This window comes from Pedobacter sp. NJ-S-72 (assembly GCF_053890575.1).
The window spans coordinates 462,354-479,838 of record NZ_CM132681.1 but is presented as its reverse complement, the minus strand read 5'-3'; the positions used below and the strand labels follow the sequence as shown (position 1 = coordinate 479,838).

The 17,485-nt window shown below is 37.2% G+C and carries 32 protein-coding genes and 1 pseudogene; 5 read left to right on the top strand and 28 right to left on the bottom strand.

The window, feature by feature from the left end; genetic code table 11:
* Positions 1-63: 63 nt before the first annotated feature.
* The 3 genes from ACWYN3_RS03360 to ACWYN3_RS03350 all read right to left on the bottom strand — a co-directional run bounded on the left by ACWYN3_RS03360 (position 64) and on the right by ACWYN3_RS03350 (position 1,319).
* Positions 64-543, bottom strand: a complete 480-nt coding sequence (locus ACWYN3_RS03360) for a hypothetical protein (protein WP_456219862.1) — start codon at positions 541-543, stop codon at positions 64-66.
* A 118-nt stretch (positions 544-661) separates the two neighbouring features.
* Positions 662-1,060, bottom strand: a complete 399-nt coding sequence (locus ACWYN3_RS03355) for a DUF6266 family protein (protein ID WP_456219861.1) — start codon at positions 1,058-1,060, stop codon at positions 662-664.
* Complete coding sequence (locus ACWYN3_RS03350; RefSeq protein WP_456219860.1) at positions 1,023-1,319, bottom strand: DUF6266 family protein; 297 nt, start codon at positions 1,317-1,319, stop codon at positions 1,023-1,025. Before ACWYN3_RS03350 ends, ACWYN3_RS03355 begins: the two co-directional genes overlap by 38 nt.
* 334 nt (positions 1,320-1,653) lie before the next feature.
* Between ACWYN3_RS03350 and ACWYN3_RS03345 the strand changes: the two genes are divergently transcribed.
* Complete coding sequence (locus ACWYN3_RS03345) at positions 1,654-2,409, top strand: hypothetical protein (RefSeq protein ID WP_456219859.1); 756 nt, start codon at positions 1,654-1,656, stop codon at positions 2,407-2,409.
* 44 nt (positions 2,410-2,453) lie between these two features.
* Here the strand turns inward: ACWYN3_RS03345 and ACWYN3_RS03340 are convergent, their stop codons facing one another.
* The 5 genes and pseudogenes from ACWYN3_RS03340 to ACWYN3_RS03320 form a co-directional block, all read right to left on the bottom strand.
* Positions 2,454-3,236 carry a hypothetical protein gene (locus ACWYN3_RS03340; protein WP_456219858.1) on the bottom strand — a complete coding sequence of 261 codons (783 nt, stop codon included), beginning with the start codon at positions 3,234-3,236 and terminating at the stop codon, positions 2,454-2,456.
* Between the two features lie 282 nt (positions 3,237-3,518).
* Positions 3,519-4,568 carry a peptidase domain-containing ABC transporter gene (locus ACWYN3_RS03335; protein ID WP_456219857.1) on the bottom strand — a complete coding sequence of 350 codons (1,050 nt, stop codon included), beginning with the start codon at positions 4,566-4,568 and terminating at the stop codon, positions 3,519-3,521.
* Positions 4,544-4,780, bottom strand: a complete 237-nt coding sequence (locus tag ACWYN3_RS03330) for a hypothetical protein (protein ID WP_456219856.1) — start codon at positions 4,778-4,780, stop codon at positions 4,544-4,546. The genes ACWYN3_RS03335 and ACWYN3_RS03330 overlap by 25 nt, the downstream gene beginning before the upstream one ends.
* Before the next feature lie 4 nt (positions 4,781-4,784).
* Complete coding sequence (locus tag ACWYN3_RS03325) at positions 4,785-5,003, bottom strand: ABC transporter transmembrane domain-containing protein (RefSeq protein ID WP_456222868.1); 219 nt, start codon at positions 5,001-5,003, stop codon at positions 4,785-4,787.
* Positions 4,913-5,652 (bottom strand): annotated as a pseudogene (locus ACWYN3_RS03320) (cysteine peptidase family C39 domain-containing protein). Before ACWYN3_RS03320 ends, ACWYN3_RS03325 begins: the two are co-directional and overlap by 91 nt.
* Positions 5,653-5,853: 201 nt before the next feature.
* Between ACWYN3_RS03320 and ACWYN3_RS03315 the strand changes: the two are divergent.
* The 4 genes from ACWYN3_RS03315 (at position 5,854) to ACWYN3_RS03300 (ending at position 7,565) form a co-directional block, all read left to right on the top strand.
* Positions 5,854-6,093: a hypothetical protein gene (locus ACWYN3_RS03315; protein ID WP_456219855.1), complete on the top strand. Its 240-nt coding sequence runs from the start codon at positions 5,854-5,856 to the stop codon at positions 6,091-6,093.
* Positions 6,094-6,127: 34 nt separating this feature from the next.
* Positions 6,128-6,631, top strand: coding sequence for a histidine kinase (locus tag ACWYN3_RS03310; protein WP_456219854.1), 504 nt, complete (start codon positions 6,128-6,130; stop codon positions 6,629-6,631).
* Positions 6,601-6,960, top strand: coding sequence for a hypothetical protein (locus tag ACWYN3_RS03305; RefSeq protein ID WP_456219853.1), 360 nt, complete (start codon positions 6,601-6,603; stop codon positions 6,958-6,960). Before ACWYN3_RS03310 ends, ACWYN3_RS03305 begins: the two co-directional genes overlap by 31 nt.
* Before the next feature lie 62 nt (positions 6,961-7,022).
* Complete coding sequence (locus tag ACWYN3_RS03300) at positions 7,023-7,565, top strand: LytR/AlgR family response regulator transcription factor (protein WP_456219852.1); 543 nt, start codon at positions 7,023-7,025, stop codon at positions 7,563-7,565.
* Between the two features lie 172 nt (positions 7,566-7,737).
* Here the strand turns inward: ACWYN3_RS03300 and ACWYN3_RS03295 are convergent, their stop codons facing one another.
* The 20 genes from ACWYN3_RS03295 to ACWYN3_RS03200 form a co-directional block, all read right to left on the bottom strand.
* The gene (locus tag ACWYN3_RS03295; RefSeq protein ID WP_456219851.1) at positions 7,738-8,250 is read right to left on the bottom strand and encodes a hypothetical protein; all 513 of its coding nucleotides are present in this window, start codon (positions 8,248-8,250) and stop codon (positions 7,738-7,740) included.
* Complete coding sequence (locus ACWYN3_RS03290; RefSeq protein WP_456219850.1) at positions 8,247-8,561, bottom strand: lantibiotic dehydratase C-terminal domain-containing protein; 315 nt, start codon at positions 8,559-8,561, stop codon at positions 8,247-8,249. The genes ACWYN3_RS03295 and ACWYN3_RS03290 overlap by 4 nt, the downstream gene beginning before the upstream one ends.
* Positions 8,558-9,100 carry a thiopeptide-type bacteriocin biosynthesis protein gene (locus tag ACWYN3_RS03285; RefSeq protein ID WP_456219849.1) on the bottom strand — a complete coding sequence of 181 codons (543 nt, stop codon included), beginning with the start codon at positions 9,098-9,100 and terminating at the stop codon, positions 8,558-8,560. The genes ACWYN3_RS03290 and ACWYN3_RS03285 overlap by 4 nt, the downstream gene beginning before the upstream one ends.
* Entirely contained in the window at positions 9,058-9,348 is a 291-nt protein-coding gene (locus ACWYN3_RS03280; protein ID WP_456219848.1) for a hypothetical protein, read from the bottom strand. The genes ACWYN3_RS03285 and ACWYN3_RS03280 overlap by 43 nt, the downstream gene beginning before the upstream one ends.
* 70 nt (positions 9,349-9,418) lie before the next feature.
* Positions 9,419-9,547: a hypothetical protein gene (locus tag ACWYN3_RS03275; protein ID WP_456219847.1), complete on the bottom strand. Its 129-nt coding sequence runs from the start codon at positions 9,545-9,547 to the stop codon at positions 9,419-9,421.
* Positions 9,493-10,059 carry a lantibiotic dehydratase gene (locus ACWYN3_RS03270; RefSeq protein WP_456222867.1) on the bottom strand — a complete coding sequence of 189 codons (567 nt, stop codon included), beginning with the start codon at positions 10,057-10,059 and terminating at the stop codon, positions 9,493-9,495. The genes ACWYN3_RS03275 and ACWYN3_RS03270 overlap by 55 nt, the downstream gene beginning before the upstream one ends.
* Positions 10,060-10,072: 13 nt before the next feature.
* Positions 10,073-11,419: a lantibiotic dehydratase gene (locus ACWYN3_RS03265; RefSeq protein WP_456219846.1), complete on the bottom strand. Its 1,347-nt coding sequence runs from the start codon at positions 11,417-11,419 to the stop codon at positions 10,073-10,075.
* A gap of 15 nt (positions 11,420-11,434) precedes the next feature.
* On the bottom strand, positions 11,435-11,800 hold the full coding sequence (locus ACWYN3_RS03260; RefSeq protein ID WP_456219845.1) for a LytR/AlgR family response regulator transcription factor: 366 nt from the start codon (positions 11,798-11,800) through the stop codon (positions 11,435-11,437).
* 9 nt (positions 11,801-11,809) lie between these two features.
* Positions 11,810-12,817, bottom strand: a complete 1,008-nt coding sequence (locus ACWYN3_RS03255) for a lanthionine synthetase LanC family protein (protein WP_456219844.1) — start codon at positions 12,815-12,817, stop codon at positions 11,810-11,812.
* Complete coding sequence (locus ACWYN3_RS03250) at positions 12,817-13,032, bottom strand: hypothetical protein (RefSeq protein ID WP_456219843.1); 216 nt, start codon at positions 13,030-13,032, stop codon at positions 12,817-12,819. Before ACWYN3_RS03250 ends, ACWYN3_RS03255 begins: the two co-directional genes overlap by 1 nt.
* A gap of 140 nt (positions 13,033-13,172) precedes the next feature.
* The gene (locus ACWYN3_RS03245; RefSeq protein WP_456219842.1) at positions 13,173-13,658 is read right to left on the bottom strand and encodes an outer membrane beta-barrel protein; all 486 of its coding nucleotides are present in this window, start codon (positions 13,656-13,658) and stop codon (positions 13,173-13,175) included.
* An 11-nt stretch (positions 13,659-13,669) separates the two neighbouring features.
* Positions 13,670-14,161, bottom strand: coding sequence for an outer membrane beta-barrel protein (locus ACWYN3_RS03240; protein ID WP_456222866.1), 492 nt, complete (start codon positions 14,159-14,161; stop codon positions 13,670-13,672).
* On the bottom strand, positions 14,083-15,477 hold the full coding sequence (locus ACWYN3_RS03235; RefSeq protein WP_456219841.1) for a carboxypeptidase regulatory-like domain-containing protein: 1,395 nt from the start codon (positions 15,475-15,477) through the stop codon (positions 14,083-14,085). Before ACWYN3_RS03235 ends, ACWYN3_RS03240 begins: the two co-directional genes overlap by 79 nt.
* A gap of 106 nt (positions 15,478-15,583) precedes the next feature.
* The gene (locus ACWYN3_RS03230) at positions 15,584-15,760 is read right to left on the bottom strand and encodes a class I lanthipeptide (protein WP_456219840.1); all 177 of its coding nucleotides are present in this window, start codon (positions 15,758-15,760) and stop codon (positions 15,584-15,586) included.
* 95 nt (positions 15,761-15,855) lie between these two features.
* The gene (locus tag ACWYN3_RS03225) at positions 15,856-16,020 is read right to left on the bottom strand and encodes a class I lanthipeptide (protein WP_456219839.1); all 165 of its coding nucleotides are present in this window, start codon (positions 16,018-16,020) and stop codon (positions 15,856-15,858) included.
* 87 nt (positions 16,021-16,107) lie between these two features.
* The gene (locus ACWYN3_RS03220; RefSeq protein ID WP_456219838.1) at positions 16,108-16,287 is read right to left on the bottom strand and encodes a class I lanthipeptide; all 180 of its coding nucleotides are present in this window, start codon (positions 16,285-16,287) and stop codon (positions 16,108-16,110) included.
* Positions 16,288-16,332: 45 nt separating this feature from the next.
* Entirely contained in the window at positions 16,333-16,509 is a 177-nt protein-coding gene (locus ACWYN3_RS03215) for a class I lanthipeptide (protein WP_456219837.1), read from the bottom strand.
* Positions 16,510-16,585: 76 nt separating this feature from the next.
* Positions 16,586-16,783, bottom strand: a complete 198-nt coding sequence (locus tag ACWYN3_RS03210) for a class I lanthipeptide (RefSeq protein ID WP_456219836.1) — start codon at positions 16,781-16,783, stop codon at positions 16,586-16,588.
* 123 nt (positions 16,784-16,906) lie between these two features.
* On the bottom strand, positions 16,907-17,059 hold the full coding sequence (locus tag ACWYN3_RS03205; protein ID WP_456219835.1) for a hypothetical protein: 153 nt from the start codon (positions 17,057-17,059) through the stop codon (positions 16,907-16,909).
* Positions 17,060-17,064: 5 nt separating this feature from the next.
* A complete protein-coding gene (locus tag ACWYN3_RS03200; RefSeq protein WP_456219834.1) occupies positions 17,065-17,241 on the bottom strand; it encodes a hypothetical protein in 177 nt (58 codons plus the stop codon).
* Positions 17,242-17,485: the final 244 nt, after the last annotated feature.

The window sequence follows — 17,485 nt, the reverse complement described above, 5'->3', positions numbered from 1 at the left end:
TCAGCCAATACCCGTTAAATTACGGGAAAATAATCGAAGGATTACCTTCCCGTAATTTATAGTCTATTCTTCGATTTTTGTAGCCGGAATACTTTCTACAGGAGTATTTCCATCATAAACCTTTGTTGTAGCGGGTGCTCTTAAAATAGTAGCAGGAGTTCCTGAAGCACCTGTAGAAGGTACTGAGGAACGAGCAGTAGCCAAAACCCATAACTTGGGTAAAAGAACGACTAATTTTTGTCCACCCGGCTCCTTATTGATAAAAATAAACTCTTGCAGAGTTTCATCTGCGGCCAGTTCGTTTCTAAAGTTGCGATCCTCCGGAACAGGCTGTATTTTTAATTTCGTAAGATTAGTTCCTTTGTCCAGATCCATTTTCCGAAGGTCAAGAATGTGATATCCTGTAGAAGTAGCAAGATTCTTATCAGCAGCAGATGTTGTTGCTGCCGACGATGATACTCCTCTATTCAGCATTCCTTGTCCATATGCTGTTATCGATCCCAGGGCTATCAAAGCCATACTTAAAATTGTTCTTTTCATCATACATCAATTAGTTTATATACTAAAGGTCAGTAATAGTAGTGTTAAGCAAGGTTACACTTTGTTAAACTTTGTGAAATGGATCTGATGCAGCTCTTATCCTATTTTATAAGAATTAACCTTAGAAAGTATGGGGTCCGCAATAGATGCTTTTGGAAACAGCATCGCTCAGCACATCTTTGAAAGCAATAAATACTTCATAGGTTTTGTTTCTGAGGCGTGTAGGACGCAGCATAAAAACATCTTTTAATTCACTTCTGCGTGCACCACTATAACAAGCCTGAAACCTTCTGTCAGCTTTATTATATAATAGAATCATGGTTCTGTCATTTGGAGAATCAATCGTAATGGATTGAGCTTCGTCCCAGCTGAAATGAAAGGCATGATCAGCTACGGTTACTTTTACATTTTCTGGTATAGTCAAATCTCCGTCTGAAACTAAAACTGTATCCCAGTTGATTTCCTGTGCAGGAAACTCTCCTTTAACACCATGCAATAGATTGACCAGACTTTGCAGCATTGTTAGCAGTCATATTACGCGCAGCTCCTTTTTGCTTAAAGCCGATTTTAAGAAAATCAGAAGTTATATTCTGAAATGTGCTCAGAACTTTCATTTTACCCATCTGCGCCTGCTGAGGAATAGTACGTGGCTTTTTTTTCTTCGTGCCAGTTACGGGTTTTTGCTTGATATAAGTTTTGCCCATCCGTGTATATACGACCACGTTACCAAAACTGCCGCTTACTCCGGCCAATATGCTGTTATCTGCTACTCTTGCCATGATGATATCTGATTATTTTGATTATATTTCAATATACAACAAATAGTAACCAAACAGTAGTAGTGTTAGTACTTTGTTGATAACTAATTTACACAAACTACACATTTTATTCCCCTCTTATTCGAAGCTGACTGAAGGTCTTCTGAATGGTCTCTGAAAGAGGTCTGAATCACATCTGAACAAGAGTAAAGCACAATACTGACTGTCAACGAGTTAAGACAGGTATTTTCAGCCCGTTTTCAGGTGCTTTTCAAACAGGCTAAGAAAAAAAAAAACAGGCAGTTATCCCGGATTTAATCAATAAATTGGAGCTCATAAATTAATTGATCAAAACATGTATGTATCGGGAGATTATATAGTATTAATGGCGCTGGCTATAGGCGGCGCCGGCACACTGGTTTTAGGTTTACTTCTTTCCATTATTGTGTTTTTTACCAAAAAAAAGGCTGCTGAAATAGTTGCATGGATTTGCGGTGGGTTTTCACTGGTTGTATACCTGGCTTCTTTAACTATGGGAGCTGCCCGGCAAACGGAATGGTATGATCTCTATCTGATTGCTATTCTGTTGATCTTCGTTTTACTCTTGCAGTACCGGTCTAAATTTGTACAGCAAAAAAACATTAAAAAGATTTCTGTTATTAAAACAGCTCTGATTGTACTAACATTTGATACGATCTGTAAGTGTGCAATAAACGTGATCATCGCCTCCAACACCGGATTTTCTGACATGGGAAGTGTAATATCTGTGATCTATACCATGCTGAGTATCCTATCCTGGGTAATCATTACGATCTGCTGTATCTGGTATCTCAACAGCATCAATACGCCACTACTTAGAAACGAAATATTTAAACTGGCTGTGCTGTTTAACTGGCCGGTCTATTTATTGATCATTGTTTTAAACTTCTTGCTTTTCGTTTTTGAATCTGCTGGTTTTAGTTCCGGTCTTCACCTCTCCATGCTCCTTAACAGGCATTATTTATTGAATCAGCTGGGTATGCTGCTATTTGGCGGTGCAATTTCAGCGATTATAGCAACTTCAATCTATTTTTATAACAAGACAGCAAAGCACACGATAACAAGCCCATAAATAAATCAGGTTTCACCAATTCACATTTGTATTCTTGAAAGTCGCTAAACAGCGACTTTCAAGAACACACCTTTTCCCGGAGCAACTCTATAAGGTTTTCCTAAATAATCTTTCAGATGTGTTTCTGCATATTTTTGAATTTGTGTTATAGCCAGCGAGGAATGCTCTTTATCTTCCTGATAAAGATAACAAACAATCTCCTCCAGAAGATTTGCCTTGAAACCGTCATAGGAAGCAGATATTTCAGTATCCCCAAAGAAATATTTTAAATTCTCAAAATAGACTTCTTCGGTATCATTATAGAAAGATGCCTTAACGTACATCCAGTTATGAATAATAGTCCGGTTATAATGTTCAGCTGGCATATCTGCCAGCAGAGATTTAAAGATGTGCGCGTTAAAATACTGATTATCGTATTCCTGGTTATACATTAGCACGGTATTTAATGATGCCAGCTGGTTAAATACAGAATCCAGTGTATCTTCCTGAACCAGAGTAACAGAAGTAATAAGGTCATGATTCCAGTCATCTATCAGGAGTCCTTCTGCATGCCCTGAATAGATAAAAATGATAATATTCTTAATCAGACTATTCGCCATTTCAAAATTCCCCATTTTTTGATAGATACGTGATATGTTTTGAATCTGCTCTATTCTCCTGAAAATCAAGATCGGATATCCGTTACGTTCCAGTTCGGCACTTAACAATAGTCCTTCTTTCATAAAAGCTATCGCTTCTTCCCAGCGTTTTATTTTATAATAGTAATTTCCCCACGCAGATAGTTTATACATTCTGGGCAGGACATGACTTTCGGGTAAAGTACTCAATAACCCATCAGCTATTTCCAGCAGTCTGTCCGTTTCTTTAAAATCATTTTTTCTGCAGGCAATAACAGCATCTAAATAAATATCAATACACTGATGAATCTGTGGCCCGGTAATCGTGTTCTCCTTATCCTGTTTACCTAATAAAAAACTAAAGACACCGTTATATTCGGTTGTTTTTTTTTTTTGTCTTTATTGTCAGCAGGAATAGCGTTTTGCAAAAAATCGATAAAATCATTTAATTTTTCCATGATAATTAATTTCCTAGTTCTAATTGATTCTTAATTAATTTGTAGTAGTACCCTCTTTTTTGCAACCAGAGAGGCATGTGTTTCCTTGTTCTGCCACACCACCATTATCCAGTACAATAATATTGTCGGCATTCTTCACCGTGCTCAGACGGTGTGCAACTATTACAACTGTTTTCCCTTGTAAAAAGGCGTTTAACCGCTCAATAATGATTTTTTCATTAGATGCATCCAAAGCACTTGTGGCCTCATCAAGAAAAATATACTCTGGATTTTTGTAAACCATACGGGCAATTAATATCCTTTGTTTTTGCCCTCCGCTGATTCCTTTTCCGTCCTCTCCTATTTTTGTTTGAAACCCTAACGGCTGGCTCGATATATATTGCTGAAGGTTAGCTATATGTATAGCTCTTTGCAGGCTCTCCAAACTTAAGTTCTCTTTATTAAGGGCGATATTATTTGCTATGGTATCAGAAAATATAAAACCATCCTGCAGCACAACTCCACAATGCTGTCTCCAGTAATCGGGACTCATATTTTCAAAGGAATTACTTTCCATCATAATCTCTCCATCGGTTGGTTTGCAAATTCTCAGCATTAATTTCAACAACGTAGTCTTTCCGCTTCCACTTGCACCTACAATTGCCGTTGTTTTACCAGACTCAATCGTCAGATTCAACTTGTCAATAGTTACTTTATTACCGGCACCCGGATAGACAAAACTTACATCCTTAAATACTAAACTCCGGTCTTCGGGTAATGAATTGATATAGCTGTACTCCATATCCTCTTCTTCTTCCAAAGCCTGGATCTGCCCCAATCGTTCCATACTTATTTTTGCTTCCTGATAAGTCTGTATAAATGATGCCAGCTGCGCTATAGGATTGTTCATTTGGCCAACTATAAACTGTATGGCCATCATATCACCAAGGGTCATCTCATTTTTGATAACTAATCTGGCGGCAAGAAATAGGATAAATATATTTTTAGCCTGGTTAATAAAAGCCGATCCTATCTGCTGATACTGGCTTAATGATAAAGTCTGAATATTAAATCTGAAAATCAATCTCGCTGCAATTCCTCCCATTCCCATATCTTTTGAGTTCCGCAATTGTTGATTTTAATTTCACAAATCCCGTTCAGTAACTCCATTGTTTTGGATCTGTTTTGAGAGGTGATGTCAAACCGTTTAAAATCAAGTTTCTCTCTCCTGGCCAGAAAAAGTGAAAGCCATCCGAAATACATCAGGCTTCCACTAATAAACACACACAAATAAACTGTATTATAAGCAAATAGCACGAAACTAAATACAATAAATGTAACAATAGAAAAAAAGCGTATTCAAGGAAGCACCGCTTAACAGATTTTCTATTCTTTTATGATCTTCTATACGCTGTAAAATATCTCCGTTTAACTTACTGTCAAAAAAGGTCAGGGGCAAGCGAAACAGTTTATGTAAAAAAGCAGATAAGACTTCGACATTGACCCTGGAGGTAATATGTAACACAATCCACCCTCTGATAAATTCAACAGAGGTTTGCCCCAGTACAATAAACAATTGTCCGAGCAGGAAGCGTAAATGATGTTCATATTCTGGCCTTTAACCCCCATGTCTACCAAAGCTTTCGTCATGAATGGCAAAATAAGCTGAATCAACGCACCGGCTAAGAGCCCAGCAAACAATTGTCTGATCAGTGATTTATACTGCATCAGGTGTTTAACGAGATACCCTATTCCATCGACTACAATCTTTTTATCTTCTTCCAGATCATAAAAAGTAGTGGTTGGTTTAAGCAGTAAGACAATCCCGGCAGGTTCGTTCTGTATCTTTGTATAAGCCCAGTTATTCAAAAATTCATCTTTGGAGTAGGATTGCAAACCGGTCCCAGGATCGGATACGTAGACCTTTTTTTTTTTTTGCATTTTATATAAAACGACAAAATGATTTTTCCGCCAGTGAATAATACAAGGCAAAACAGGTCTGCCCTGCAGTTTTTCGTAGGTCATATTCCCTCCAACGGTATGCAACCCCAAATTCTCTGCAGCCCTGCTTATCCCTAACAATGATACGCCGTTTTCCCTATCTCGCTTAATTTCCTGATTTTCTCCAGATCAAAAAATTTCCCGTAAAACTTGCTGATTATCTTTAAACACGTGGGCCCGCAATCCATCATGTCATGTTGTTTGTAATGAGGAAAACGCAGCGCTTTTACTTGGTTTATCATTATTGTTAGAGTTAAAGGTGTAATGATTATTATATTCAGACGATCTGAAACATCGTTTGTATTACAAATAAAAGGAGTACTTTAGAAGTGCAGAATTAAATTCGACAAACCCATTACTTTTCATGACCAAAAGCAATTAACGCTACAATGAGGCTAAATAATTACACCACATGGATCTCAAAAATAGATTGGAATAAACCCTATTCACCTCAGACAAGGATTCTGCTTCATTTACTGATGTGGACTTTTCTATCCATCCTGTACTTCAATGGATATAACAGATATGACCAGCAACTGGGCTGGCTCTTTGTGACCAAAGATCTGACCAGCATCATGATCATTTTCTATGCCGGCCTCTTATTATATACTCCCCAGATTATTATTTAAAGGCAAGGTTCTTCTGACATTTATTGCAGCAATAATGGCTTATTTGCTGTATGCAAGCTTAACATATCTTCTTTGTTTAATCATTAATGCAAATTTCGAACAAAGTAAACGACTGCACACCTATATTATGGTGGCTCTGGATCATAAGATCACAGGCATTTTCACCTGGTGGGCAGTTTCATTCTATCTTCTTGATTTTCTATATCTGGTTACTCCTCCGCTGGCACTAAAACTGATCAAGTTAATTGTTGATCAGAGTAATAAACGGATCATTCTGGAGAGAGATAATCTAAACCTCGAAATTAATTTCCTGAAAGCACAGATAAATCCCCATTTCTTATTCAATACATTAAATAACATTTACAGAATGGTGAATAAGCAGGATCCTAAAACCGGTCCTATGGTTTTACATTTTGCAGATTTAATGAGGTACACCTTGTATGAATCAAATGTTGACAAGATATATTATTATCAAGAGAAGTTGAGTTTATTAATGATTATCTGGCATTGGAACGCATCAGATATGGCGATGATGTAAGTATCAAAACTAAGTTGAATGAAGATTTTGGCCGGATGACAGTTGTGCCCTTAATTCTTTTTCCATTCATTGAAAATGCTTTTAAACATGGGATTGACGCAACCATTGAATCGTCCTGGATAGAAATCTCATTAGAAGTTATAGATAACATCCTGCACTTTGAAGTGAACAATAGTGTTGGTAATGCTTATCCTCCGGAAGAGTTTGGCGGTGTTGGTGTAGCCAATGTTAAAAAACGCCTGAATATTCATTATATCAATAAATATAAACTGACTAACAGGGCAGAAAATGGGATTTACAGCATCAATCTTCAATTGACATTGAATTAATGATATTGATATTCTTACAGGAATGTCATATATTGTATCCACACCTAACCTCTTATTTAAAAATGAATATTAAATGTCTGATCATAGACGACGATGAGCCTCTGGCAAGGGAAACCATTGAGGATTATATCAGTAAAATACCAAACCTGGAACTGATTGCAAGCTGCAAACATGTTTTTGATGCTTTAGAACATATGCAGAATGACAGTGTGGATCTGCTGTTTTCTGACATACATATGCCAGAAGTAAATGGGATTGACTTTATCAGATCCTTACAAAATCCACCTTATGTAATTTTTATCTCTGCATATCCGAATTATGCGGTTGACGGGTTTGATCTGGATGCACTTGATTATATTGTTAAACCTTTCCCTTTTGAACGATTTTTGCGAGCCATTAATAAGGCATCCAAAATAATTTATCAGAAAGGGAAGGTTTCTGATGCACCAAAAAACCAGCATCTTTTTTTTGTAAAAGACGGTCACAAATTGCACCGGGTAATGTTTGATGAAATCTGCTATGTGGAAGGGATGAAAGATTATGTAAAACTGGTTCTCAAAGACCGCACAATCGTCACACACCTTACGATGAAGCGGATTGATTGACAGCTTCCTGAAGACAAATTTATCAGGATACAAAAATCATTCATCATCAAAAAAAAGATGAAATCAAATCATTCAATGGAAACGAGATTGACCTCTATACTTTAAAGGAAAAAATCCCTATTGGCAAACTTTATAAAGACGCCTTGCTAAAACAATTTGGCCTCAATCCGGACTAATCCATTAACGATTTGAGCAGTGTTTTCTTTTCACTTTCAAAAATAAGGGTTCCGCCGATTGATTCTATTTCCGGTAATTTACCAGTTAACAAATCCGTAGACTCCTGATCCAGCTTCACAGTATAAGCGATTTTGCCGTTCTTTATGGGAGGAATAATATCCAACAACCTCCCTTTTAAACTTATTTTATCCTGTGAACTGTTATCCAGTGGAATCTCCACCTGCACAACAGCGGTTTTTTTTAAACCTTCGAGCTGACCAGCATCCAAAACCCCTTTTACTAAAAATCCGGGTGTGCGTTTAACCACACCAGCCTCATTTCCGGCTAGCTGGCCATATAAAACGACGGGCAAAATATGCTGCTTTGGAATCACAATCAGAGCTGAGCTGATCACAAACCCGATAATAATTAATAAAAGGAAACTTCCTCCTACACGGTTAACCCAATGTGGCGGGTTGCCTATGATTTCGTTTATTTCTGCGGAAAAATGGGGGCGGTCAGCGATCATGATACGATAGATTTAATTGGTGAATGTTTTCTGCGTGCAATCAGTGAAGCATAGTATTTGGCCATGTGATGATAAACAACCAATTCATGAATTCTTTGATTTGCTATAAATATCCTGTTCAGGAACATGTGTATATAACTTGGCATAATATTTCTGAAAACTGCATCAAAATCAGTTTCAGGTGAGTTTTCGCCAACTGATTGACGGAACTCATCCAATGCATTTTTATTGAGGAGTGAACGGTCGCTGAACAATTGAACTGCATCTTCTATCTCTTCACTATCATTTACGGGGTCCATAAATAAATTCAATTCTCTGTAGTGGCTGCTCTGAATTTATCATTTAACTGGGTGTTTAAGCTTTTATTCCCCTCAAATTCAGCAAAGAATGATGTAAACATCTGTTCTGTCAATTTTTGTCTTTGCTCAATGGTTATTCCAAAATCAGCCATCAAAAGATCTACACCTCTCATGGCAAACAACCACCTGTACTGCTCCCCCTCTACTCCTTCGATCATGTTTATAAAATTACTGACTGCTTTACTGTCATGATAAAAGATAGATTCACTGAGCTCCATTGTTTTTTCACCATAACGTTCTATTTCTCTTTCATAAGTATCATACTGCAGCTTACAAACTATCCTTTCATCATATAATGCACTTATGGCCTGCTGAATGCGGTTAATAATTTCGGCAGTAACAGCCGCATTTTTCTGATGCAGGAATCTTACTCTTAAGTGCCCCTGGGGATCATTGAAGCGAATGAAAAACCATTTTGTGATAATACCATCTTCTTCCAGACCACTGATCAAAAAGGAAGTAAATAGTCTGTCATGACGGTATCTGCCCATTTTGAACCACAATATATTTTAACATATGTCCACTCACTGCCAAGGGGAAAAGAACGGGTGATTACGCTTTTCTTTTTTGAGACTAAACGTTGTGGATTGCGCTGCTCACTTTGAGTGTAAAACGGCAGGATCACTTCGTTTAAATAATTAGCACCTGCATCATCAGTTGCCAGCTGACTGTTTGGGGTATGCAAAAATTCAAATAAAACAGCATCCTTTTTTTTGAGGTGAGCAAGCAGTATCGGCATAACCAGGATACTGTCAAAATCCAGGAGCAGCTCGTTATCCCCTTCAGCAAGAACGACTTTAACAGGAAGATTATATCTTTTTTTTGAAATCAGCGATCTCTTCTGCAGACTTCAAATCCTTAATATCATTGTATATAGAGGATTTCAGCTGCCATCTGGCTCTTGACAGAATGATATGTTTATACTCAACCCTTGGCAAAAACGCCTGCTGAACTGCTGAAAAAAATCCCAATCCCAATCCCAGACTATAGAGAATGAACTCTCCTGACTTTGTAAATCACACAGAAATTTATAGACAGAGATTCCATTTGCAAAATTATGCGCAGAACTCAATCTTGGGATGATGATTTTATTCAGTCTTTTTGAACGAAGAACAATTTTATCATTCCTGACAGCTACCATTAAATCTGTTACCGGAATCTGATGGTCTTTACCAGCTGAAGAATTTCCCAAAAAAGGAATCTCAAACGGCCTGATCTGCGGACGTTGCAAAATGTTCCCTATCCGCGCTTCAGGAAGATGGACTACTTCGGCGATAATAGCATCACCAGCCTGCTCTTGCTCTACCCCGGCACATTCTTTTAGTTTCTGATCGAGAACAGCAAGAGAGGGGGCAAATCTTCCAAGCAGCGGAGTTGCAGAAGGCCCGCTAAATACGGTCATATTAAATTTGAAATTCCCCCGGTCTACTTCATCACTGCTGTCAGCAATAAAACTTCCAATACTAAATAAATAAAGTTTTCGGCAGATTATTGCCGGCCGGCCCTAATTCTTCCAGCTCTGCTGCACTAATACTCACGTGAGTCGCTCCTGTCTGCTGGCTTTCAACAAACTTTTTAAAAACCAACTGTCTGTAAGGAGTCCAGCTTACTTTGTTCGCTCCTTTTTTACCAGGTAAAACCAATCCGTCAATCAAAGGGGTGTAATTTGCATGTGCACCGCTAAATTTAGCATACCCAATCCCTGCTTCTGTATCAAGTGCTTCAAGTAAAGGAATTTCCTGTTCTTCGTAACGCTCAATAAACTTCTGTTTAAATGTCTTCACATCAGCTGGAATACCACTTTTATACAATCCGCTTAACTCATTCAATTCTTTAGAAAGAATTCCTATACTTTGTTTGTTCAGGGAATTTTTCTTCATTTTAATTTCCAGGTCAGTCTGCACCAGATCTTTACTTTTTGCAGATGGAAAGTCTTCCTGAAGGATTAATTCAATTTCTTTACAGGAGCTGATCAGATTTTTCTTTTTCTTCAGTATAGCGCTGATTTTAAGCAGCCCCGGAAGTTTTGAATGGGTACTATCCAGGCTTTGTAACTTATCTAACAGCACATCAAAGAATTCTTTGCCCGTTATTGTTGGCTCAAGTTCTGATGTAATCATCTGACTATTAATAATTTCATCCAAAAACTCTGTGGACTGTTCTTCAGTAAGGGATAAGGTCAGGAGTGAATTCAGCAGATCTTTATACGTCGCTCCGTTTTCTGCTGTACCTAAGATCATATCTACATATTTCGAAGATTTGATCGAGACTAAAAAAAATTCTCTTTTTTTATTCCTTAACTTATATTCATAATAGCGGTAAGTGTTATTTGTTTTATAAAGACTGTTATTCGGATAGAAAGTCAATTTAGTTTTGAGTTCCTGCTGCTGGATTAATGATGAAGTTATTTCTGCAACATAGTTCATATCCAGGCGGCTGTGTTTCACCGTATCATTTTTCAATTCCCAGCTGGTTTTATCTTCAGTGATCAGCCCCATGTCAAAGCCCGCAAACAGACCATAGGGAGTACATCTGGAGCTCATCCGCAGCAGATATTTGTACAGCGTCTGCGTCAGCTTTTCATTTTTCACTAATACAGGATTTTCCAGCCACTTGATTAATTCAGCATGAAGTTCGGGACTAGCCAGATAAATAGACTCCTGAAGATCATCTGACTGATATATATTGAAAATTGCCTGCAGGAGGCTTTCCGGGTCATTTATTTTATTCAAAGCAAGCAGGTTATCTATTGATAATGCCGGCATTCTCAATAGATAAAAATCGAAAGGAGTAATTTTTGCTTTCTGCATATCTCTAATTATTAATTATCCGTTTGTTCGTTGATAATAAATCCCGTCTATACAACGGTTAAACTTCTCATAAGATACTGGTTTGTAAAGCACATTACTTATCTGGCTCAAGTTATAATCACTTAACTGATCTATGGTATAAGCCGTTACAAGCACGATGCTACTATCTTGTGAAAAAAGACTTTCTACATCTTCTTTCACATTACCTCTGATCTTAATGTCCATAAACATTAAATCTATCTTATTTTCTTTAAATTTAATAAAGTCATTAACATTATTAAATTTACCTAAAAGCGATAAATCACCTCTTCTGTTTATATAGTCCTGAAGAAGCTCTTGCGCCAATGGCTCGTCTTCTATAATTATGCAGGTTAGCATCATCTCTTTTAACTAAGGTATCCATGTAAACTCATTAATTGACAGCTCTCCATCGGTTAGATATTGCATTAATACCAGGCCTATTCCAGCCAGGCCATAACCAAAACCCAGTTGCCCTTCAGGATATTTATTAAAGAAATGCGAATCAAATCCTAAATATTCATTGTCTGCCTTGTTCATTTGACTAATCTGGCTCAGCCAGTAATAGGAAGCTTCTTTAAATGTATCAATCCCGGTCAGTTCATAGATCCGGTTATACAAAAGATAAGGAGAACTCACACACCGTATTTGCAGAAGCATCATCAGCAGTGTTGTCCCTTCCATGCGGTGTCTTTTGATCGTATCATAAGCCAGGTCAATTCCAGCTATCAGATAATTTGAATCATTAAGAATCTGAGCAGCTTTTATAATTGCGTAAACAGTACCAATATCGCCATAAACAACACAGTGATTTTTTGTTTCTTCGTTTCTGCCAATCCAAAGCGGGAAGTTTGATCCGTATTTGTCAGGATCAATCTGATTAAGCAACAGGAAACGTATGGCATAATGCATTAATTCTTCACATCTTTCTTTTTCGATTCCTTTTTGGTGAATTGAACAAAGAAAGTTTATAATCATTGCGTTTCCATGGGCCAGACCTGTATAGATCCTGGGCTCTTCAAAATAATTTGTGGTCCAGTAATACCCATTTTCCTTATCTCCTTCACGGGATGAATAAATAGCTTCAAATAAAGCAAGGGTACAGCGATGGATTTCAGGAGAGTTATCGAGTCTTCTGAGCAGGTATGAACTGACACCCAGTGCACCGGTACCAGCCCCAAAATTTCTCTTTTCAATATTGGTTTCAACTCTGTCAATCAGCAAAGCATCAAATTCATCAAATGAAAAACCTGTATCCCCGTTGAGATGCCCATGCTCTTCAAGATGACAGATTAGTGTCCCGAACTCAGCTAAATCACCATAATAGTTAGAGAGTATAGCCTTATATTTACTTGGATTCAGCGCTTCCATTGATTCCATCAGTAGCTTTCCTGCAAATTCGTAAAACTCATCATTCCCCCCGTTAATTTTGCATAGTGACAATTCAATAGTATTGCCCCTCCCCGGCCTGTTACCAGACCAAAATTATGCAGTACTTTAGCTGTCAATGAATTTACACGGGTTACAATACTGGCCAGCAGCGTCTCTGTATCTTCCTGAGTTGACTGACGATCATATTTTTTCAATAGTTCCATATCCTTAAAGCTTTAATCTGTTAATTTCATTTGTATTTCCTTGCGTATCTGGCTTTTCTTTTTCTTACTATCGTTGCCTCCGAAACTATATCTGAAACTGAGCCTGACTCTTCTGGTATCGCCTCTGCTTATTCCACTGGTCACAACCGGGATAATAGTGGTTGACATAAAAACATTGTTTTTTGATAGAAGATATCTGAAACATCAAGTTTAACTGATCCTTTACCTGCAAAAAGAGTCTTTTTAATACCTGCACTTACATTAGAGTAGCCACCGTAATTATAGATACCGCTGATGCTGGGAGAATTGTAGTAGGCTGATACTTCTGCAGAAAGTCCATCTTTGAAAATAAAAGTGTTCAGTGTATTGAGTGCATAATAAGTTTTGCTCCTGGTCAGCACTTCGTGAGCATCAAATGCTGATGGATATTTCAGGTCTTTGATATAAAGTGTTGCCCTGAGATTCATATCCCACCAGGATGTAATTTTCACAGGTCTTGACAGTGCTGCACTGAATAAATTCTGAGTCAGAAAATTGCTTTCTGTCTGAATAAAACGGAAAGTAGCTTCGTCATAAAATAGAACACTTGCTAATGCATCTGAGGTTCTGGTATAAGCTAAACGCAAACTATATTTTTTTACAACTGGTTCCAGGAGAAAGTTTGTTTGTATTCTGGTCTTAGAAATGCGTTACCCCTGCTTACTGTATAGTTATCAATATATAGTTCGTATGGTATCAGATTATCATAAGATGGTCTGTTAATGTTCCTTGCATAAGCAATTGATGAACTATAATCATTTGAGCCCTTATAGTCTATTCTTAAGTTTGGAAAAAGGTTAAAATAGGTTGAATCGATTCCACCCGTAACTTTATAGGAGCTTTGTTCAGCACGAAGTCCTGCCTGAAAAGAGAACTTCCCTATTTTCTGATTAAAGTTAACATAGCCGGCATAGATTTTCTCTGAATAACCCAGTTCTTTTAGTCCGTTATTATTTGCTGCCCAGGCTCCATCCTGATATACCTCTGTAGATTGATTACTATGATTTTCAGTCAGAGTGTATTTAAGCCCGGCCTCCAGTTTGGAAGAATTCTTAAAATTCTTTGTATAATCAGCTGTTCCGGTATAGATATCGTATTTTTGGCTGGTGCGTTGTTTTTAAAATGTGAATCGGTAATGTTGCCTGTACCCTCGTCTATGGTACGCTGTTTAAATTCCTGCTGCTGTCCGCTTGTATAGCGTGCATAGTTCGTTGTAGCCATAAAATTTGACCCCAGTGAGTCAAGAACGGTTTTGTAAAAAAGGTTGTAATTAGAGAATCCTACCTGCAGCAGGACATCGTTAAATGTTTTGGTTGTCAAACGGTTCTGATTTTCGTTAATGATGACGTCTAAATCACCTGAACCGTTTAGCCTGGCTTTGATCAGATTGACATCTGCTCCGAAAGTATTGTTCTTATTTAATTGATAACTGATACTTCCGTTTAAGCTTTTATCAATCATACTGCCTGTTGACAGATCCATTTGCTGACTAAAATCACCAATTCGGGTTTTCCCCTGGTATAGTTCTCTGTTTGAGTATCCGCGTTCAACATGCCCTTTCTGAGCGTAACTTGCTGAAACACCAAAATCCCATTTTTCAGTATTTAGTCTGAAATCTGCATCTCCTGCGCCCCCCCCGGATCTGTACCCCCGGGCAAAATTCCCCCCTGCACTTGCTGCCCAGCCCATTTGCGAGCTCCTTTTGGTATATATTTCAATGACTCCGCCTGATGCGCTGGCATCATATTTTGAAGAAGGGTTACTTATAAATTCTATGCGCTCAATTTGCTCGCCTGATAAAGAACCCAGGATACTTTCTAGTGTAGCACCCGGAAGGCGTTTGCCATTAAGCAGAATCAATACATTGGATTTTCCATCCATGGTCAGCTTTCCGTTCATTAACTGAACTGAGGGTGCCATGGCTAAGATATCATAGGCATTGTTACCGCTTGCCAGTACGCTGCCCTGTACATTCATAATTATCCGATCTGTTTTTTGCTGAATAAGTGGTTTTTTTTTTTTTGCAGAGATAGTTACTCCGCTTAAAGTCTTACTGTCATCATGCAGTACAATTTCTGCAAGATTTGCCAGGTGACTCTGATCAAAATTGATAGTCTGAGTGTAGGAAATAAAACCTACACTTGAAACAGTGATTTCTACTACTCCATTTAGGATATTCTGAATTAAAAATTCACCGGTATTAGTACTGATCACATTCTTTTTGGAGAGCGTATCAGCAGCTTTTATTTTTAAACTTACAGTTGCAAAAGGAACAGGAATTTTGTTTGCATCCACAATCCTTCCTTTAATTGTATTTTGTGCAAAACAAGGGCAAAAAGACAAAAGCAATAGGTTTACAAAAATTAGCGTCGTGATCGTTATATATTTACCCGTTAAGTATTTCATAGGATATGTTTAAATAATTAACCCTTGTTTATTTTATAGCTGAGAGAAATCATAACCAGTATGTCTTATCCCATACCCTGTTATGCAGCCTGTTTAATCTGGTTGATCAGGATTGTGCTTCTTCTGTTTCACATTTCACTGAATTGCAGGAATTCTGGCATGTTAAACAAGATAAACTATATCCCATTTTACCACCTTCCAGCTCTCTTAACTGGTTGTCATTCAGTTTCGAAATAACCTCTTTATTTAATTTTATTTTGTTTGGCAGTTTTACTTTTTTCATCTTCTCTAAGTGTTAAATATTGGTTGAGTAGTGGAACTAATAACCTTTAAATTATATCAGGGGTTATTCATCTGAATTCCCCCTGATATGATTGATTACGCTGACTGTTCAGGTTCCTGAGCTACACAAGAGTTATTTCCTGTGATACAAGAAATTTCACGTTGAGCTCCACCTTCCAGTTCTTTCAATTGATCTTCACCTAATTTTGAAATGATTTCTTTGTCTAACTGTATTTTTTCTGATAGATTTACCTTTTTCATTTTGTTTAATTTTAATGGTTAAGAACTGATTTGAATTAACCATATAGAGTGAATTTGCAACAACACACCCTATATGATTGGTTTTGATTAAAGTGCTGCTTCTGACTCTTCAGCTTCAATGCTCTTAGTTTTACAAGAGTTATTTCCTGTTACACAAGAAAGACCTTGCTGAGCACCACCTTCAAGCTCGCTTAATTGATCTTCTGTCAATTTTGAGATGATTTCTTTGTCTAGTTGTACTTTTTCTGATAGATTTACCTTTTTCATTCTGTTAGATTTTAATGGTTAAAATTTGGTTTGGATTGATTTTGATTAAAGTGATGCGTCTGCTTCTGCTTCAATAACTTTGCTTTTACAAGAGTTATCTCCTGTGATACAAGAAAGACCTTGTTGAGCACCACCTTCAAGCTCGCTCAATTGTTCTGCAGTCAGTTTTGAAATGATTTCTTTGTCTAACTGTACTTTTTCTGATAGATTTACCTTTTTCATTTTGTTTGGTTTTAATGGTTAATAATTGTGTTAAATTTCATTCTAACCTTACAGAGATTGTTTGCAACAACACACCCTATATGGTTAGTGGATTGATTAAAAGCGATGCTTCTGATTCTGTTTCAATAGCTTTACTAGCACAAGAGTTATTTCCTCCGATACAAGAAAGAGCTTGTTGAGCTCCGCCTTCCAGCTCACTTAATTGATCTTCAGTCAATTTTGAAATGATTTCTTTGTCTAGTTGTACTTTTTCTGATAGATTTACCTTTTTCATTTTGTTTTAATTAAATTGTTTATGATTATATGGAATTAATTGATAAGCAATACTGAGTATATTTGAACTGCGCCTGGTTGAGACAGCAGGATAATAATCTTATTTTTTGTGCTTATTAGAAGACTAATTTTCTTCTTCTTTATCTGCAAACAGATGTTCTATTTCTAAAAAGCTGGATACGTTAGTATCTCCGCCACCACCCATTATCATATTTAATTCATTGTCATTAAAAACATTGAATTCGCTGTTTCCGAGGTCAAAAAAATCGTTTTTCATAATAATTAAAATTGATTACCTATATAAGAACTTGTAATTGTATCCGGAGAACTAGTAGTCGTGTTCATCTTCACCTCTAATGAATTAACATTGAACTTTCCAATTATTTGTTTTTGAATCTTGATGCCATCAGTTTTTTGAATTTTCTTTTTCATGTTTTGGTTAATTAATGGATGAGACAAATCGTTTATTCCCTTTTGTTGAAACAAATATGTCCGATTATTTTTTCTCAAAAATATTTCTTCGACCAAAGTGAAAGTTTATAGTACAAAATCACCTTTTAGTTATTTTTTTGAGACAGGAATGCGATGGGGGATTGGCAGGAAGATAGTTTTCAGCACGTTTTCTATCTATTTAGCGTAAAAGCTACAAGCCTGTTTTAAGCTTACAGTCAGGTATCAATGCCAAAATGATATATTAAAATAC

Excerpts from the sequence above, each read along its gene's own strand:
- ACWYN3_RS03215 (WP_456219837.1), bottom strand. The coding sequence starts at position 16,509 with ATGAAAAAGGTAAATCTATCAGAAAAAGTACAGTTAGACAAAGAAATC.
- ACWYN3_RS03315 (WP_456219855.1), top strand. The coding sequence starts at position 5,854 with ATGAGGCTAAATAATTACACCACATGGATCTCAAAAATAGATTGGAAT.
- ACWYN3_RS03300 (WP_456219852.1), top strand. The coding sequence starts at position 7,023 with ATGAATATTAAATGTCTGATCATAGACGACGATGAGCCTCTGGCAAGG.
- ACWYN3_RS03360 (WP_456219862.1), bottom strand. The coding sequence starts at position 543 with ATGATGAAAAGAACAATTTTAAGTATGGCTTTGATAGCCCTGGGATCG.
- ACWYN3_RS03235 (WP_456219841.1), bottom strand. The coding sequence starts at position 15,477 with ATGAAATACTTAACGGGTAAATATATAACGATCACGACGCTAATTTTT.
- ACWYN3_RS03265 (WP_456219846.1), bottom strand. The coding sequence starts at position 11,419 with ATGCAGAAAGCAAAAATTACTCCTTTCGATTTTTATCTATTGAGAATG.
- ACWYN3_RS03225 (WP_456219839.1), bottom strand. The coding sequence starts at position 16,020 with ATGAAAAAGGTAAATCTATCAGAAAAAATACAGTTAGACAAAGAAATC.
- ACWYN3_RS03250 (WP_456219843.1), bottom strand. The coding sequence starts at position 13,032 with ATGGAACTATTGAAAAAATATGATCGTCAGTCAACTCAGGAAGATACA.
- ACWYN3_RS03345 (WP_456219859.1), top strand. The coding sequence starts at position 1,654 with ATGTATGTATCGGGAGATTATATAGTATTAATGGCGCTGGCTATAGGC.
- ACWYN3_RS03220 (WP_456219838.1), bottom strand. The coding sequence starts at position 16,287 with ATGAAAAAGGTAAATCTATCAGAAAAAGTACAACTAGACAAAGAAATC.
- ACWYN3_RS03355 (WP_456219861.1), bottom strand. The coding sequence starts at position 1,060 with ATGCTGCAAAGTCTGGTCAATCTATTGCATGGTGTTAAAGGAGAGTTT.
- ACWYN3_RS03285 (WP_456219849.1), bottom strand. The coding sequence starts at position 9,100 with ATGGGCAGATACCGTCATGACAGACTATTTACTTCCTTTTTGATCAGT.
- ACWYN3_RS03280 (WP_456219848.1), bottom strand. The coding sequence starts at position 9,348 with ATGCCGATACTGCTTGCTCACCTCAAAAAAAAGGATGCTGTTTTATTT.
- ACWYN3_RS03260 (WP_456219845.1), bottom strand. The coding sequence starts at position 11,800 with ATGATGCTAACCTGCATAATTATAGAAGACGAGCCATTGGCGCAAGAG.
- ACWYN3_RS03295 (WP_456219851.1), bottom strand. The coding sequence starts at position 8,250 with ATGATCGCTGACCGCCCCCATTTTTCCGCAGAAATAAACGAAATCATA.
- ACWYN3_RS03255 (WP_456219844.1), bottom strand. The coding sequence starts at position 12,817 with ATGGAATCAATGGAAGCGCTGAATCCAAGTAAATATAAGGCTATACTC.
- ACWYN3_RS03205 (WP_456219835.1), bottom strand. The coding sequence starts at position 17,059 with ATGAAAAACGATTTTTTTGACCTCGGAAACAGCGAATTCAATGTTTTT.
- ACWYN3_RS03230 (WP_456219840.1), bottom strand. The coding sequence starts at position 15,760 with ATGAAAAAAGTAAAACTGCCAAACAAAATAAAATTAAATAAAGAGGTT.
- ACWYN3_RS03310 (WP_456219854.1), top strand. The coding sequence starts at position 6,128 with ATGGCTTATTTGCTGTATGCAAGCTTAACATATCTTCTTTGTTTAATC.
- ACWYN3_RS03210 (WP_456219836.1), bottom strand. The coding sequence starts at position 16,783 with ATGAAAAAGGTAAATCTATCAGAAAAAGTACAACTAGACAAAGAAATC.
- ACWYN3_RS03335 (WP_456219857.1), bottom strand. The coding sequence starts at position 4,568 with ATGGGAGGAATTGCAGCGAGATTGATTTTCAGATTTAATATTCAGACT.
- ACWYN3_RS03350 (WP_456219860.1), bottom strand. The coding sequence starts at position 1,319 with ATGGCAAGAGTAGCAGATAACAGCATATTGGCCGGAGTAAGCGGCAGT.